17 protein-coding genes (1 of these 17 cut by a window edge) are annotated in these 13,841 nt (G+C 66.0%); 3 read left to right on the top strand and 14 right to left on the bottom strand.

Going from position 1 to position 13,841, the window contains the following annotated elements; translation table 11 throughout:
* Positions 1-811, top strand: partial view of an ATP-binding cassette domain-containing protein gene (locus L1Z78_RS03040; RefSeq protein ID WP_234640092.1) — the final stretch only. 1,067 nt of this gene lie to the left of the window's left edge; the window shows 811 of its 1,878 coding nt (coding positions 1,068-1,878); its start codon lies off the left edge, out of view; it ends in the stop codon at positions 809-811.
* A gap of 73 nt (positions 812-884) precedes the next feature.
* Here the strand turns inward: L1Z78_RS03040 and L1Z78_RS03035 are convergent, their stop codons facing one another.
* The 7 genes from L1Z78_RS03035 to L1Z78_RS03005 form a co-directional block, all read right to left on the bottom strand.
* Entirely contained in the window at positions 885-2,015 is a 1,131-nt protein-coding gene (locus tag L1Z78_RS03035; protein WP_234640091.1) for a protein-glutamate methylesterase/protein-glutamine glutaminase, read from the bottom strand.
* A gap of 15 nt (positions 2,016-2,030) precedes the next feature.
* Positions 2,031-2,768, bottom strand: coding sequence for a chemoreceptor glutamine deamidase CheD (cheD, locus tag L1Z78_RS03030; RefSeq protein ID WP_234640090.1), 738 nt, complete (start codon positions 2,766-2,768; stop codon positions 2,031-2,033).
* Positions 2,769-2,801: 33 nt separating this feature from the next.
* The gene (locus tag L1Z78_RS03025) at positions 2,802-3,692 is read right to left on the bottom strand and encodes a CheR family methyltransferase (protein ID WP_234640089.1); all 891 of its coding nucleotides are present in this window, start codon (positions 3,690-3,692) and stop codon (positions 2,802-2,804) included.
* Between the two features lie 25 nt (positions 3,693-3,717).
* Positions 3,718-4,206, bottom strand: a complete 489-nt coding sequence (locus L1Z78_RS03020) for a chemotaxis protein CheW (protein WP_183020845.1) — start codon at positions 4,204-4,206, stop codon at positions 3,718-3,720.
* A gap of 113 nt (positions 4,207-4,319) precedes the next feature.
* The gene (locus L1Z78_RS03015; protein WP_234640088.1) at positions 4,320-6,521 is read right to left on the bottom strand and encodes a chemotaxis protein CheW; all 2,202 of its coding nucleotides are present in this window, start codon (positions 6,519-6,521) and stop codon (positions 4,320-4,322) included.
* A 39-nt stretch (positions 6,522-6,560) separates the two neighbouring features.
* On the bottom strand, positions 6,561-6,923 hold the full coding sequence (locus L1Z78_RS03010; RefSeq protein ID WP_234640087.1) for a response regulator: 363 nt from the start codon (positions 6,921-6,923) through the stop codon (positions 6,561-6,563).
* 52 nt (positions 6,924-6,975) lie between these two features.
* Positions 6,976-7,422, bottom strand: a complete 447-nt coding sequence (locus L1Z78_RS03005; protein ID WP_234640086.1) for a hypothetical protein — start codon at positions 7,420-7,422, stop codon at positions 6,976-6,978.
* A gap of 119 nt (positions 7,423-7,541) precedes the next feature.
* Here L1Z78_RS03005 and L1Z78_RS03000 point away from each other — a divergent pair, with 119 nt between their 5' ends.
* The gene (locus tag L1Z78_RS03000) at positions 7,542-8,690 is read left to right on the top strand and encodes a histidine kinase (RefSeq protein WP_234640085.1); all 1,149 of its coding nucleotides are present in this window, start codon (positions 7,542-7,544) and stop codon (positions 8,688-8,690) included.
* Between the two features lie 39 nt (positions 8,691-8,729).
* Complete coding sequence (locus L1Z78_RS02995; protein ID WP_234640084.1) at positions 8,730-9,359, top strand: response regulator transcription factor; 630 nt, start codon at positions 8,730-8,732, stop codon at positions 9,357-9,359.
* Between the two features lie 48 nt (positions 9,360-9,407).
* Here the strand turns inward: L1Z78_RS02995 and fliR are convergent, their stop codons facing one another.
* From fliR to L1Z78_RS02960, 7 genes are read right to left on the bottom strand one after another with little or no spacing between them, the layout of a single operon-like run.
* Positions 9,408-10,178, bottom strand: coding sequence for a flagellar biosynthetic protein FliR (gene fliR / locus L1Z78_RS02990; protein WP_234640083.1), 771 nt, complete (start codon positions 10,176-10,178; stop codon positions 9,408-9,410).
* A gap of 30 nt (positions 10,179-10,208) precedes the next feature.
* Entirely contained in the window at positions 10,209-10,478 is a 270-nt protein-coding gene (fliQ, locus tag L1Z78_RS02985) for a flagellar biosynthesis protein FliQ (RefSeq protein ID WP_234640082.1), read from the bottom strand.
* A 20-nt stretch (positions 10,479-10,498) separates the two neighbouring features.
* Positions 10,499-11,275, bottom strand: coding sequence for a flagellar type III secretion system pore protein FliP (gene fliP, locus L1Z78_RS02980; protein ID WP_275444445.1), 777 nt, complete (start codon positions 11,273-11,275; stop codon positions 10,499-10,501).
* The gene (locus L1Z78_RS02975; protein WP_234642081.1) at positions 11,268-11,603 is read right to left on the bottom strand and encodes a FliO/MopB family protein; all 336 of its coding nucleotides are present in this window, start codon (positions 11,601-11,603) and stop codon (positions 11,268-11,270) included. Before L1Z78_RS02975 ends, fliP begins: the two co-directional genes overlap by 8 nt.
* A gap of 10 nt (positions 11,604-11,613) precedes the next feature.
* The gene (fliN, locus tag L1Z78_RS02970; protein WP_234640081.1) at positions 11,614-12,045 is read right to left on the bottom strand and encodes a flagellar motor switch protein FliN; all 432 of its coding nucleotides are present in this window, start codon (positions 12,043-12,045) and stop codon (positions 11,614-11,616) included.
* Positions 12,035-13,039, bottom strand: a complete 1,005-nt coding sequence (gene fliM / locus L1Z78_RS02965; protein WP_016449325.1) for a flagellar motor switch protein FliM — start codon at positions 13,037-13,039, stop codon at positions 12,035-12,037. Before fliM ends, fliN begins: the two co-directional genes overlap by 11 nt.
* Positions 13,040-13,056: 17 nt before the next feature.
* Entirely contained in the window at positions 13,057-13,629 is a 573-nt protein-coding gene (locus L1Z78_RS02960; protein WP_234640080.1) for a flagellar basal body-associated FliL family protein, read from the bottom strand.
* Between the last annotated feature and the right edge of the window lie 212 nt (positions 13,630-13,841).

Raw genomic sequence — 13,841 nt, 5'->3', positions numbered from 1 at the left:
GATGATCCTGGGCGAGCTGGCGCCCGACAGCGGCAAGGTGCGCCTCGGCGCCAACCTGCAGGTGGCGTACTTCGACCAGATGCGCCACCAGATCGATATGGATGCCACGCTGGAGGACTTCATCAGCCCGGGCAGCGAGTGGATAGAGATCGGCAGCCAGAAGAAGCACGTGAAGAGCTATCTGTCGGATTTCCTGTTCTCCCCGGCGCGCGCCCACTCTCCTGTCCGTTCACTGTCCGGTGGCGAGCGCAACCGCCTGCTGCTGGCCCGGCTGTTTGCGCGCCCCGCAAATGTACTGGTGCTGGATGAGCCGACCAACGACCTCGATATCGAGACGCTGGAGATGCTGGAGGACCTGCTCCAGAACTACGATGGCACGGTGTTCCTGGTGAGCCATGACCGCAGTTTCCTGGACAACGTGGTCACCAGCACCATCGCCTGGGAAGGACCGGGCCAGTGGCGCGAGTATGAAGGGGGCGTGCAGGACTGGCTCGATCAATCGCGCCGCAGCCGGGATCTGGCCGAGGCCGGGCAGCCGAGGCCGCTCAAGGAGGAGGCCAGGCCGGCCGCCGCGCGCAATGATGGCAAGGCCAGGCGCAAACTCAGCTACAAGGAGCAGCGCGAACTGGAGCAGTTGCCCGAACGCATTGCATCCCTGGAGGCCGAACAGAAATCCATACAGGAGGCCTTGGCCGACGGCACGCTGTATGCCAGCGACAATGCCCGCGCGGTGCAGTTGCACCAGCGCGATGGAGAGATTGACGAGCAGTTGCTGGAGGCGCTGGAACGCTGGACCGAGCTGTCGGAATGACGGTTTCCCCGTGAAAAAGGAGCGCCAGGCGCTCCTTTTTGCATTCCGGCGGCTGCCTCTTGCGACCCGCCGCTCAGATGCGGTGGTGCACCTGGTCCGAGCCTATGCGCAGCTTGCCCAGCAGGGCGCCGGCGATCTGGTTGAGTGGGAGCACCTCGTCGGCCGCGCCATGGGCGATGGCTTCGCGCGGCATGCCGAAGACGATGCAGCTGGCCTCGTCCTGAACCAGGTTGTAGCTGCCGGCATCCCGCATCTCGCGCATGGCGACGGCACCGTCGGCGCCCATGCCGGTGAGCATGATGCCGTAGGCATTGCGGCCCGCGCAGGCCGCGACCGACTTGAAGAGCACCTCGACCGAGGGCTTGTGGCGGTTGACCGGGGGACTGTCATCGACCACGGCGACATAGTTGGCGCCGCTGCGCTGTACGGAGAAATGCTTGCCGCCCGGTGCGATGTAGGCGTGGCCGGGCAAGAGGCGCTCGCCCTGCTGCGCCTCCTTGACCGTCATCTGGCACAGGCTGTTGAGCCGGGCCGCGAAGCTGGTGGTGAAGCCCGGTGGCATGTGCTGGGTGATGACGATGGCGGGGCAGTCGGCCGGCAGGTGGGTGAGCACCTCGCGAATGGCTTCGGTGCCTCCCGTGGAGGCGCCGATGGCGATGAGCTTCTCGGTGGACAGCCGGCCCAGCAGCGACGGCGCAGCCTGCCGGGGCGCTGCGGCTGCGGCGCCCGCGGAAGACACGGTTGCGGGACTGCCACCCGCAGGGGCGGCTCCACGCGCAGCGACGGGCAGGCGCCGCACCTGTGCGACGGCGGCGACACGTATCTTGTCCACGATCTGCGAGGCCAGCTCCTGCAGTCCGTTGGCCACACCCACACGGGGCTTGGCCACGAAGTCGATGGCGCCCAGCTCGAGCGCGCGCATGGTGACCTCGGCTCCGCGCTCGGTCAGGGTGGAGATCATGACGACCGGCATGGGGCGCAGCCGCATGAGCCGACCCAGGAAGTCGATGCCGTCCATGCGCGGCATCTCCACGTCGAGCGTGATCACGTCGGGGTTGAGCTCGCGGATCATCTCGCGCGCCACCAGCGGATCGTTGGCCGAGCCTATGCATTCCATGTCGGGCTGGCGATTGATGATCTCGGACAGCAGACTGCGCACCAGCGCAGAATCGTCCACCACGATCACCCGGATTTTCCTGTCCATTCCTTTGAACCTTCCTCAAAACAGGTCGACCGAGCCGCCTGCCGTATTGCGTACCACGACGGCGGCATTGCCGCGCGTGAATTCCTGCTGCACCAGTTCCTCGGGATGGGCATGCGCCAGGCGCTTGACCATGGCCTTGCCGCTGGCCGGGAAGAACACCACCTTGCGGGGGTGGATGTCCAGCACATCCTCCGAGACGATGGGAATGCGTTCGGTCTGCAGGTACTGCGTGACGAAGGCGGTGTTGCGCTCTCCCACGTTCATGGTGGTGAAGTTGTGCATCACCTGCCCGCCGCCGAAGATCTTGGCCTGCAGGTATTCGCGCCTGGCCCCGAGCTTGAGCATCTCGTTGATCAGCAACTCCATCGCGTAGGAGCCGTAGCGGCCCGAGGTGTCGGCCGAGTCGCCGTCGGGCAGCATGAAGTGGTTCATGCCTCCCACGCGCATGGCACGGTCCCAGAGACAGGCGGCAATGCACGAGCCCAGCACGGTGACGAGGATCACGTCCTCGCTGGATACGAAGTACTCCCCGGGCAGGACCTTGACGGCGTTGTGCTGGAAATGCGGGTCGTAGTAGAAGAACGAGGCCTCGCCGGGATTGCGCGGCTGCCGCTTGAGCTGCTCCAGCGAGGAGCGTGGCACCGGGTCGCCGGGCGCGGGATAGTCTGCGGCGGTGTAGCTGTTGATGCGCGGCATGCGGCGGCGCTCCGATGGCGACGGCTGCGGTGCGAAGGAGGAGCGGTCCCCGATCATGGGCGCACCTCCTCGCGGCGGACAGGACCTGCGTCAGCGGCGCTCATAGACGGTCTTCCCCTTGAGCGTGAACAGATCGCGCGAATCGCTGAAGTTCTCGGCATGCCCGACGAACAGCAGGCCTGCGGGCTTCATGACGCGGTGGATGCGCTCCAGCACGCGGCGCTGCGTGTCCGCGTCGAAGTAGATCATCACGTTGCGGCAGAAGACCACATCGAAGGGCTCACGAAACGGCCAGTCGTCGCGAATCAGATTGACGTTGAGGAACTCCACCAGGCGGCGCAACTCGGGCTTGACGCGCACCAGGCCTGCATTGCCGGCCTTGCCCCGCAGGAAGAAGCGGTGCAGGCGTTCGGCGCTCATGCCCTTGATGCTTTCGGCGCGGTAGACGCCTGCCGACGCCGTGTCCAGCACGCGCGAATCGATATCGCTGGCCTGCAGCTGGAAGCTCGGTGTCGCGCCCAGCACCTCCATGGCCGTCATGACGATGGAGTAGGGCTCCTCCCCGGTCGATGCCGCATTGCACCAGACGCGCCAGGGCGTTCCGGCGGGCTTGCTCTTCAGATGCTGGGCAAAGATCTCGAAGTGGTGTTGCTCGCGAAAGAAGGCCGTGAGGTTGGTGGTCAGGGCGTTCACGAACTCCTGCCACTCCACGCCATCGTGCTGCGACTCCAGCCAATCCAGGTAGGAGGCGAAGCTGTCATAGCCCGTCTCCCGAAGGCGCCGCGACAGGCGGCTGTAGACCATGGCGTGCTTGCCATCATGCAGGCTGATGCCGGCCCGCTGGTAGATCAGCGCCTGCACGCGTGCGAAGTCCCGCGAAGACCACTCGAACTCGCGCCCCTGGGCCAGGGGCCCGTTGGCGGCCCCGTCATCGCTGACCGGGCGCGCGGCCAGTGCCGCATTGGATGAACCGGATCGCATGAGCGCGCTCAAGGATGTGAGAGGCTCAATCGGCCGAAGCGACCAGGCCCATGTCCACGTTGTTCATGAGCTTTTCGATGTCCAGCAGGATGAGCATGCGCTCGCCCACCGAGCCCAGGCCCAGGATGCAGCCGCTGTCGATGGCGCTTTCGATGTCCGGTGCAGGGCGCACGGCATCTGCCGCCAGTTCCATCACGTCGCTGACCGAGTCCACGACGATGCCCACCACGCGGTTGCGCAGGTTCAGGATGATGACGACGGTGAAGCTGTTGTACTCGACCTGCGAGCAGTTGAACTTCAGCCGCATGTCCACGATGGGGACGATGGTGCCGCGCAGATTGACCACGCCCTTGATGAATTCCGGTGCGTTGGCGATGCGCGTCGGCGGCTCGTAGCCGCGGATTTCCTGCACCTTCAGGATGTCGATGCCGTACTCCTCCTGGTCCAGGCGGAAGGTCAGGTACTCGCGCGCGCCGGTGGCGACGCCTTCTGCAGTCTTAGCGATCACGCTCATTTCAGCTCCTCAACTGTCGGGGCCGCGCCGCAACGGCGAAGGCCCTGGTTTTTCCACGGCGCGCAGGCCCTGCCCGCTTCGCCGTCGATTTATCGGTCGTATCCCTGCGCCGCTCAGTGGCGCGCGCGGCGCACCAGGGCGCCCGTGTCCAGGATCAGCGCCACCGTGCCATCGCCCAGGATGGTGGCTCCCGAGACATTGGGCACCTTGCGGTAGTTCGATTCCAGGTTCTTGACCACCACCTGGTGCTGGCCGAGCAGCTCGTCCACCAGCAACGCCACGCGGCTGCCGTCGGACTCGACCACGACCATGATGTTGCTGGACTGGCTGGCGTCGCTGCGCGGTACCTGGAAGGTCTTCTCGAGCGCGAACACGGGCATGTACTCGTCACGCACCTTGACCAGCTGCGTGCCGTTGGCCACGGTGTTGACGTCCTCGGCCTTGACCTGGAAGGACTCGACCACGGAGGACAGCGGCAGGATGTAGACCTCGTCGCTGACGCCCACCGACATGCCATCCATGATGGCCAGCGTCAGCGGCAGGCGCACGGCCACGCGCATGCCCTTGCCCTGGTTGGACTCGATCTCGACCGAGCCGCCCAGCGCCGCGATATTGCGCTTGACCACGTCCATGCCTACACCGCGTCCCGAGACGTCTGTGACGACATCTGCCGTGGAGAAGCCCGGCGCGAAGATCAGCTGCCAGACGTCCTGGTCGGGCATGCTGTCCGAGACATCCATGCCGCGCTCGCGCGCCTTCTTGAGGATCTTGTCGCGGTTCATGCCACGGCCGTCGTCACGCACCTCGATGACGATGGAGCCGCCCTGGTGCGAGGCCGCCAGCGTCAGCGTGCCATGTTCGGACTTGCCGGCCGCAAGGCGCTCCTCGGGCATTTCGATGCCGTGGTCCACGCTGTTGCGCACCAGGTGGGTCAACGGATCGGTGATCTTCTCGACCAGGCCCTTGTCCAGCTCGGTGGCCTCGCCCAGCGTGATCAGGTCGATCTTCTTGCCCAGCTTGCCCGCCAGGTCGCGCAGCATGCGCGGGAAGCGGCTGAACACGGTGGACATGGGGATCATGCGGATCGACATCACCGATTCCTGCAGATCGCGCGTGTTGCGATCCAGGTCGGCGAGGCCGGCCAGCAGTTGCTGGTAGGCCGAGGCGTCCAGGCCATGGCTGTTTTGCGCCAGCATGGCCTGGGTGATGACCAGCTCGCCCACGAGGTTGATGAGCTGGTCGACCTTGGCCACCGACACGCGGATGCTGGTGGACTCCATCTGCGCCTGCTGGGCCTGGGCCGACGCCTTGGCCGCCGCAGGCTTGGCCACCGTGCCGGCCGCCGGCTGGATGGCCAGCGCGCCGTCGGCCTGGGGCATGCCGGGGGCGCCGTTGAAGAAGCCATAGGCTTCCTCGGCCGGAGGGATGGCAGCCGATGCCAGCGCGGCATCGGGATCATGCGCGGCCGCATGCTCGTCGGCGGCATGGACTTCGGGCGCCAAGGCCGGTGTGGAGGGTGCGGCATCCGCCGCCGTGATGCGCACCTGCTCCTTGGCGACGTGGAAGGCGAACAGATCCAGCAGATCGTCGTCGGTGGACGAGGTCTGCACGGCGAAAAGCCGGCTTTGCGGCTGCTCGCAGGCCAGGTCCTCGATGCGGCCCAGGCCGGGGATGTCGCGGAACAGTTCCTTGATGGCTTCGGCCATCTCCAGGCGCTCCAGCGGACCGATGAGGATGTGCAGCGAGCGGCCGCCGGAAGCAGGCGCAGTTCCGACCGCTCCCCCCTGCGCCGCCGCCGGTGCAGGGGCCTGCACGGGAGCCTGCACCGGCGCTGCCGCCGCAACAGGTGCGGGAGCAGCCACCGGAGCAGGCGCCGAGGGCACGGCACCGCGGCCCTCGGCCAGCGCCTCGATGCGGGCCACCAGATCGGTGGTGGACATGGCCTCGCCCTCATCGCCCGCCTGATGGCGCGCCAGCAGGCTGCGGCTGGCATCGGCCGATTCCAGCAGCACATCGACCATTTCCGGAATCGGGGTGATCTCGTGCCGGCGCAGCCGGTCGAGCAGCGACTCCATGCGGTGCGTCAGCTCGGTCACATCGGCAAAGCCGAAGGTGGCAGCGCCTCCCTTGATCGAGTGCGCGCAGCGAAAGATGCCGTTGAGCTCCTCGTCATTGGCTGCCGACAGGTCCAGATTCAGCAGCATCTGCTCCATCTGGTCGAGGTTCTCGGCCGCTTCCTCGAAGAAGATTTGATAGAACTGGCTCAGGTCGAAGTCCGCGCCCGCTCCTGCCCCATCCTGGTGTAGATCCGCCATCTTTGGTCCTGCTGTTTCCTGTTGCCCGTGGTTATCGGCTCAACGCATCACTTTCTGAATGACTTCGATCAAACGGTTCGGATCGAAGGGCTTGACCAGCCAGCCCGTGGCGCCCGCTGCGCGTCCGGCCTGCTTCATCTGGTCGCTGGATTCGGTGGTGAGAATGAGAATCGGCGTGTTCTGGAACTTCGGGTTTTCACGCAGCTTGCGCGTCAGGCCGATGCCGTCCAGGCGCGGCATGTTCTGGTCGGCCAGCACCAGGTCGACCTGTTCGATCTGGGCCTTCTCGAGCGCATCCACGCCGTCCACCGCCTCCACGACGCGAAATCCCGCCCCGGCGAGGGTGAACGACACCATCTTTCGCATCGAGGGGGAATCATCAACAGCCAGAATCGATCGCATGTATAGCTCCAACAAATGGGCAATAAAAGGTGGATGGGCGCATGTGAGGCGGTCAGAACAGTTCGACCGAGCCAGCATCCATCTCGCTTTGCGTGACGGGATTGGGCCGGTCGGGTATCGCCGGCAGGCCCACGGGTTCATCCTCGCCCTCGTCCACGCCCATGGTGGCTGCGGCCAGCTGGAACGCGCAACCTTGCAAAATCTTCGTAATATGGGCGATCAGCTGGGAGGACATGTCGTGAAACTGCAACTCGGTCACCGCCAGCCGCAGGGAAGACCGCGCGGCATCGAGCTCGGGCAGCGCTGCTAGCGCCTCGCGAGCCAGTTGCCCATGGGTCTCGTCGAAGCGGTCCAGCAGGTTCTGCGTTGCATGATTGAGAAGGCCTTCCAGGCGCTGCAGATCGCGCATCGCCACCAGCAAGGCATCTTGCAGGTCTGCCGCCACCATGACGGGCATGGGAACGGCAGGCTCGCCCGAAGGCTTGTGCATTGACTGCATTGTTACTCCACCACCAGCGTTTCAGCCCATCGAGTGCCATGCCCCGCGGCACGGCCCGCCTTTGTCAACCGTCTACGGGAACGCGGCGCATTCCTTGATGTACACGACCACTTGCATTTATGTTCCAAAATGTATCTCATGATAGCGCTCCCGGGGATGCCAGACCACCGCACAAGCCCTTGCGCATCCTGCACATCGAGGATTCGGCGGCCGACCAGGCCCTGGCACGGCTGAGCCTGCTGCGCGGCGGGCTGGACTGCGAGATCGTCGCGGTCGACATGCTCGATGATGCCGCAGCCGCGCTGCAGTCCCGGACATTCGACCTCATCCTGGCCGACTACCACCTGCCGGGCTTCACGGCGCTCGATGCCTGGGAGCTGGTGCGCAGCCAGCCCGGACATCCGCCCTTCGTGCTGCTGTCCGGCGCCATCGGCGAATCGGCCGCCGTGGACGTGATGCGCGAAGGCATCAGCGACTACCTGCTCAAGGACCACATCACGCGGCTGCCCCATGTGGTCTCGCACGCGCTGGAAGTGCACGAGGCCCGCCTGGCGCGTCGCCGCGCCGCGGCCGAGCTGGCGGCCTCCGAGCGGCGCCTGGCCGAGTTGACGGAGCACCTGCAGACCTCCACCGAGCGTGAACGGGCCAGCATCGCCCGCGAGATCCATGACGATATCGGCGGCTCCCTGACCTCGGTGAAGTTCGACCTGGCCTGGATCGCCCGCAATGCGCCAGAAGGCGCGCTGCGCGAACATGCGCTGGCCGCGCTGGACATGCTCGAGCATGCGCTGGGCGCCAGCCAGCGCATCATGATGAACCTGCGCCCGCCGGTGCTGGACCAGGGGCTGGTCGCCGCCGTGCAGTGGCTGGCCGAGAATTTCGAGCGCCGCACAGGCGTGCGCACCCGCGTACGCAGCAGCCGCGAAAGCATGGACATCCCCGCCGACATCCAGGTCGTGGCCTACCGCACGGCCCAGGAGGCGTTGACCAACGTCGGCAAATATGCCCAGGCCCGACATGTGGACATCGACCTGTCGGACAGCGAAGGCTTTCTCACGCTGGAGGTGACGGATGACGGCGTGGGGCTGGAGCCCGGCGCGCGCGACAAGCCCCAGTCCTTCGGACTGCGCGGCCTGGGCGAGCGTGCACGCACCGTGCAGGGCTGGCTCGATGTCAGCAGCCAAGCCGGACGCGGAACCTCGGTCATCGTCTCCGTTCCGCTGGCCGGCACCGCCGCTTGCCCTAATATCCCGGGCAATGAATCCTGAACGCCATGGCGGCGTGACCCTTTTCCCAGGAGGCCGACTTTGATCCACGTGGTGCTGTGCGACGACCATGCGGTGCTGCGCCGGGGCATCCGCGACACCCTGGCCGAGGCAGTGGACATCAGCGTCACAGCCGAAGCGGGCAGCTATGCCGAGCTGCGCGAGCAACTGCGCGCGGCCCTCTGCGACGTCCTGCTGCTGGACATCAACATGCCCGGCCGCAGCGGCCTGGAAGCCCTGGCCAGCGTGCGCGAGACCCATCCCCAGATCAAGGTGCTCATGGTCTCCATGTATCCGGAGGACCAGTATGCGCTGCGCTGCCTGAAGGCCGGTGCCCAGGGCTATGCCAACAAGGCCGGCGACCCCGTGCTGCTGATCGAGGCGGTGCGTACCGTGGCCGGAGGACGCAAGTACCTGACCGCCGAAGTGGCACAGATGCTGGCCGACAGCCTGGCCCAGCCCGCGCCCCAGGTACCCCATGAAAGCCTGTCCGAGCGCGAGCTGCAGACGCTGATCAAGATCGCGGCCGGACAGCGGCTGACCGACATCGCCCAGGAGCTGATGCTCAGCCCCAAGACCGTCAGCGTCTACCGTGCGCGCGTGCTGGAAAAACTGCAGATGAGCAGCAACGCCGAACTCACGGCCTACGCCATTCACAACCAGCTGATCTGACGCGTGGCCGACAGATAGTGCGTGGAATCTGTTGTTTTTCACAACTGCTTACATTGATGCGCCAAACACCGCGATGCCGCGCTGCAGCAAGGCGACCAGGGGCTGCTCCAGCAGCGGAAGCGTGGCCATCAGCCCTGTCAGGCCCACGGTGAGCGTGACCGGGAAGCCCACGGCATAGATGTTCATCTGGGGCGCCACGCGCGAAATGATGCCCAGCACCAGGTTCACGAACAGCAGCATGGCGATCATGGGCAGGGCGATCCAGAAGGCGCTGGCGAAGACCGCCGCGCCCATTTCATGCAGTCGCATCTGGTTGATGGCCTGCAGGAAGCTACCGTCCACAGGAAACGCCTCGTAGCTCTTGAGCACGGCCATCAGCACCAGCAGGTGCCCGTTGATGACGATGAACAGCAGCGTGGAAATCTGGACCATGAAGCGCGCCACCGCGCTGAGCTGGGCATTCGTCGTCGGATCGAAGAAGCTGGCGAAGTTCAAGCCCATCTGCAGGCCGACCACCTCGCCCGCGACTTCCACGGCGGCAAACACCAGGCGCACCGCAAAGCCCACTGCAAGTCCCACGCCTACCTGCTGTATCAGCGTGCCCAGCGCCTGCGGCGAGTTGATGCCGATCACGGGTTGATCGCCCAGCACGGGCTGTGCGCAGACCGCCACCAGAAAGGCCAGGCCGATCTTCAGCCGCATGGGGATGACACGCTGCGAGAACACCGGTGCCACCGAGAACATGGCCAGCACGCGCAGAAAGGGCCAGAGCACGGGCGAGAGCCAGGCCACCAGCTGGGCTTCGCTAAAGGTGATCATGGTGGAGTAGTTTCCTGCGCTGCGGCGGGCTCAGCCCACCGCCTGCGGAATGGTTTCGAGGGTGCGGCGGATGAAGTCCACCAGGGTGCTCAGCATCCAGGGCCCGGCGATGGCGAAGACCAGCACGGCGGCGATGAGCTTGGGCACGAAGGCCAGTGTGGCCTCCTGCACCTGGGTCACGGCCTGGAAGACACTGACCGCCAGGCCCACGGCCAGCACCACGCCGAGCACGGGCAGGGAGATCATCAGCAGCAGCATCAATGCCTCGCGGCCGAAGGTGAGGACGTATTGGGCGGTCATGGGAGGGGTTTCCGAGGAGGCTAGACGGAGAAACTGGCGGCCAGCGAACCGATGAGCAGGTTCCAGCCATCGGCCAGCACGAAGAGCATGAGCTTGAACGGCAAGGCCACCAGCACGGGCGACAGCATCATCATGCCCAGGGACATCAGGATCGAGGAGACGACCATGTCGATGACCAGGAAGGGGATGAAGATCATGAAGCCGATCTGGAAGGCCGTCTTGAGCTCGCTGGTCACGAAGGCGGGCACCAGCACGCGCAGCGGCGCCGTCTCGGCCGTGACGCCGGCCTCGAGCTTGGCCAGGCGCGCGAACAGCGCGAAGTCCGACTGGCGCGTCTGCTTGAGCATGAATTCGCGCATGGGCGCCTCGGCCTTCTCGATGGCCTGCTCGAAGGTCGCGGCGTTGGTGGTGTAGGGCACATAGGCCTCCTGGTACACACGGTCCAGTGTGGGGCCCATGACGAACAGCGTCAGAAACAACGACAGGCCGATGATCACCTGATTGGGTGGCGCCGACTGCGTACCCAGCGCCTGGCGCATCAGTGACAGCACGATGACGATGCGCGTGAAGCCCGTCATCATCAGCAGGATGGCCGGCAGGAAGGACAGCGCCGTGAAGAACAGCAGGGTCTGGATGGGCACCGAGTAGCTGGTGCCGCCACTGCCCTGTCCGATGACCAGCGGCAGGCTGGCGGATGCGCCGGTGGCGCCCTGGGCCCAGGAGGCCATCGGCACGGCACAGCACAGCGCCAGCGCCAACCGGCCGGCTGCCTTCAGCTTGGGGGAATACTCAGACATTCGCACCGTCCGCAGGCAGGCCGCGCGCTTGCGCCATCGCTGCCGAAAAATCCGCTGCCGGGGGTGCCTGCAGCACATGCAGGCACTGGATGCCCTGGGCCGAGACGCCCAGCACCAGGCGCACGGTCTGCGTCCCCTCCCCGACTTCCACCGTCACCACGCGCTGCTGCGGCCCCACGCCCACGGCGCCGAGCACGCGCGACTGCAATCCCGCCACGCCGCGCAGGCTGGCCGTGCGCTGCTGCAGCCTGCGCAGCAGCCAGGGCAGCGCGGCCATGGCCCCGACCAGGGCCACGACCGTGAGCAGCGTGGGCCACAGCGGCCCCATGCCGGCGCTCTCAGCCACGGCTGACCCGGCGCAGGCGCTCGGAGGGCGTGACCACGTCGGTCAGGCGAATACCGAACTTGTCGTTGACCACGACGACCTCGCCCTGGGCGATCAGGTAGCCGTTGACCAGCACGTCCATGGGCTCGCCGGCCAGCGCGTCGAGTTCGACCACCGAGCCCTGGGCCAACTGAAGGATGTACTTGATCGGCACCTTGGTGCGGCCCAGCTCCACCGACAGCTGCACCGGGATGTCCAGCACCATGTTGATGTCGTTGACCGCCACGTCGCCGCCGCCTGCATAGGGGCGCACGGGTTCGCCCGACAAGGGGCCGCCCTGTTCGGCGTCCATCTTGGCATCGCGGTCGCGCTGCTCTTCCAGGGCCTCTGCCCAGCCCGAGAACGGATCGTCGCCAGCCGGCTTTTGCGTATCTTCAGTTGCCATTGTTTTCTCCCATCCAGCCCGCATCGGCGCCACGCAGGCAGTGCTCGACACGGATTGCATACTTGTCGTTGTGAGTGCCGTACTGGCACTCGAAAATCGGAACGCCGCCGATGGAGGCGCGGATCAGCGGCTCGCGGTCCAGCTCGATGAAGTCGCCCGGGCGCATGGCCAGCAGTTGCTCCACCGTGGCATCGGCGCGCGCCAGCTCGGCCACCAGGGTCACCTCGGCGGCCTGGATCTCGCGCTTGAGCACCTTGACCCAGCGGCGATCCACCTCGATGGAGTCCCCCTGTGTCGAGGAATACAGCACGTCCCGGATGGGCTCCAGCGTCGCATAGGGCATGCAGATGTGGATGGAGCCCGAGATGTCGCCGATCTCCAGCTGGAAGGCCGTGGACACGACGATTTCGCTGGGCGTGGCGATGTTGGCGAACTGCGGCTGCATCTCCGAACGCTGGTAGCCCAGCTCCAGCGGGTAGATGCCGTGCCAGGCCTTCTTGTATTCCTCGCAGATCACGTTGACCAGGCGGTTGATGACGCGCTGCTCGGTGTGCGAGAAATCGCGCCCCTCGATGCGCGTCTGCAGGCGACCCGTGCCGCCGTACAGCGTGTCGATGACACCGAACACCAGGGAAGGGTCGCAGACCACAAGACCGCTGCCGCGCAGCGGCCGGATCGCGACGATGTTGAAGTTGGTGGGCACCACCAGCTCGCGCAGGAAGGCGCTGTAGCGCTGCACCGAGACCGTGCCCACGGACACCTCGGGGCTGCGGCGGATGAAGTTGAACAGTCCGATGCGGAAATTGCGGGCAAAGCGCTCGTTAACGATTTCCATCGTCGGCATGCGCCCGCGCACGATGCGCTCCTGGCTGGAGATGTCGTACTGGCGGATGATGCCCGCCTCGACCTCCTCGGTCGTGGATTTCTGGCTCTCGCCGGTCACGCCCTCCAGGAGGGCGTCGACTTCTTCCTGGGAGAGAAACGAATCGCTCATGGCGCCTGCCTCCCCGGTTACTGGATGATGAAGCTGGAGAACAGCACGCGGCGCACGGGGTTCTTGCCGGGGCGGCGACGCTCGCCGTCTTCCTCGTCCGCATCCTCGTCGCGGCTGCGCTTCTTGGCCTTGGCCTGGTTGCCATAGCCCAGCGGCGCCGACACTTCGTTGAGCACGTCCGCGGCCAGGCGCTCCTTGCCCTCGCGCTCCAGCAGTTCCTCGGCCGTGCGCTGCGACACCAGCATCAGGATGCCGTTGCGGATGCTGGGCAGGTACTGCTTGACCGTGGTGGCCGTCTTCTCGTCGGCCAGCTCCAGCGTGATGCCGATCTGCACGAAGCGGTCACCACCCGGGTCGGACAGGTTGACCACCAGGTTGTCCAGCGGCAGGAAGGTGGGCACGGTGATGGCCGCCTTGCTCGAGCCACCCTCCTCCTCGTCCCCGCCGGCATGGCGCTTGGCCAGCAGCAGGTAGGCGGCTGCAGCAGCGATGGCCAGCACGGCGATGATGGCGATCAGCACGATCAGCTTCTTGCCCTTGGCCGGGGCGGGAGCTGCGTTGTTGTTGGCGGCATTGGGTGTGGCAGACACGGGAATTCCTCTGGGTGAGCGGGACCGCCACGCGCTCGCGCTTCATGCGCGGCGCCATGACGCAGCAGGCCCATGGCAGGAATTATTCGGTGTTTGGGGTCCGGGCCATGGCCCGAATAAGCGCGTGAAATCCCGGTTTCTCATGGGCTTGACCACCCTCGACGGCAACAGGCCGGGCAGCTTGGCGCGGCCCGGCCTGTCATGGATGGCGC

The sequence above is a fragment of the Delftia tsuruhatensis genome (genome assembly GCF_903815225.1).
Classification (GTDB): domain Bacteria; phylum Pseudomonadota; class Gammaproteobacteria; order Burkholderiales; family Burkholderiaceae_C; genus Comamonas; species Comamonas tsuruhatensis_A.
The sequence above is the reverse complement of the archived record's forward strand: the minus strand, read 5'-3'. Positions and strand labels throughout refer to the sequence as shown.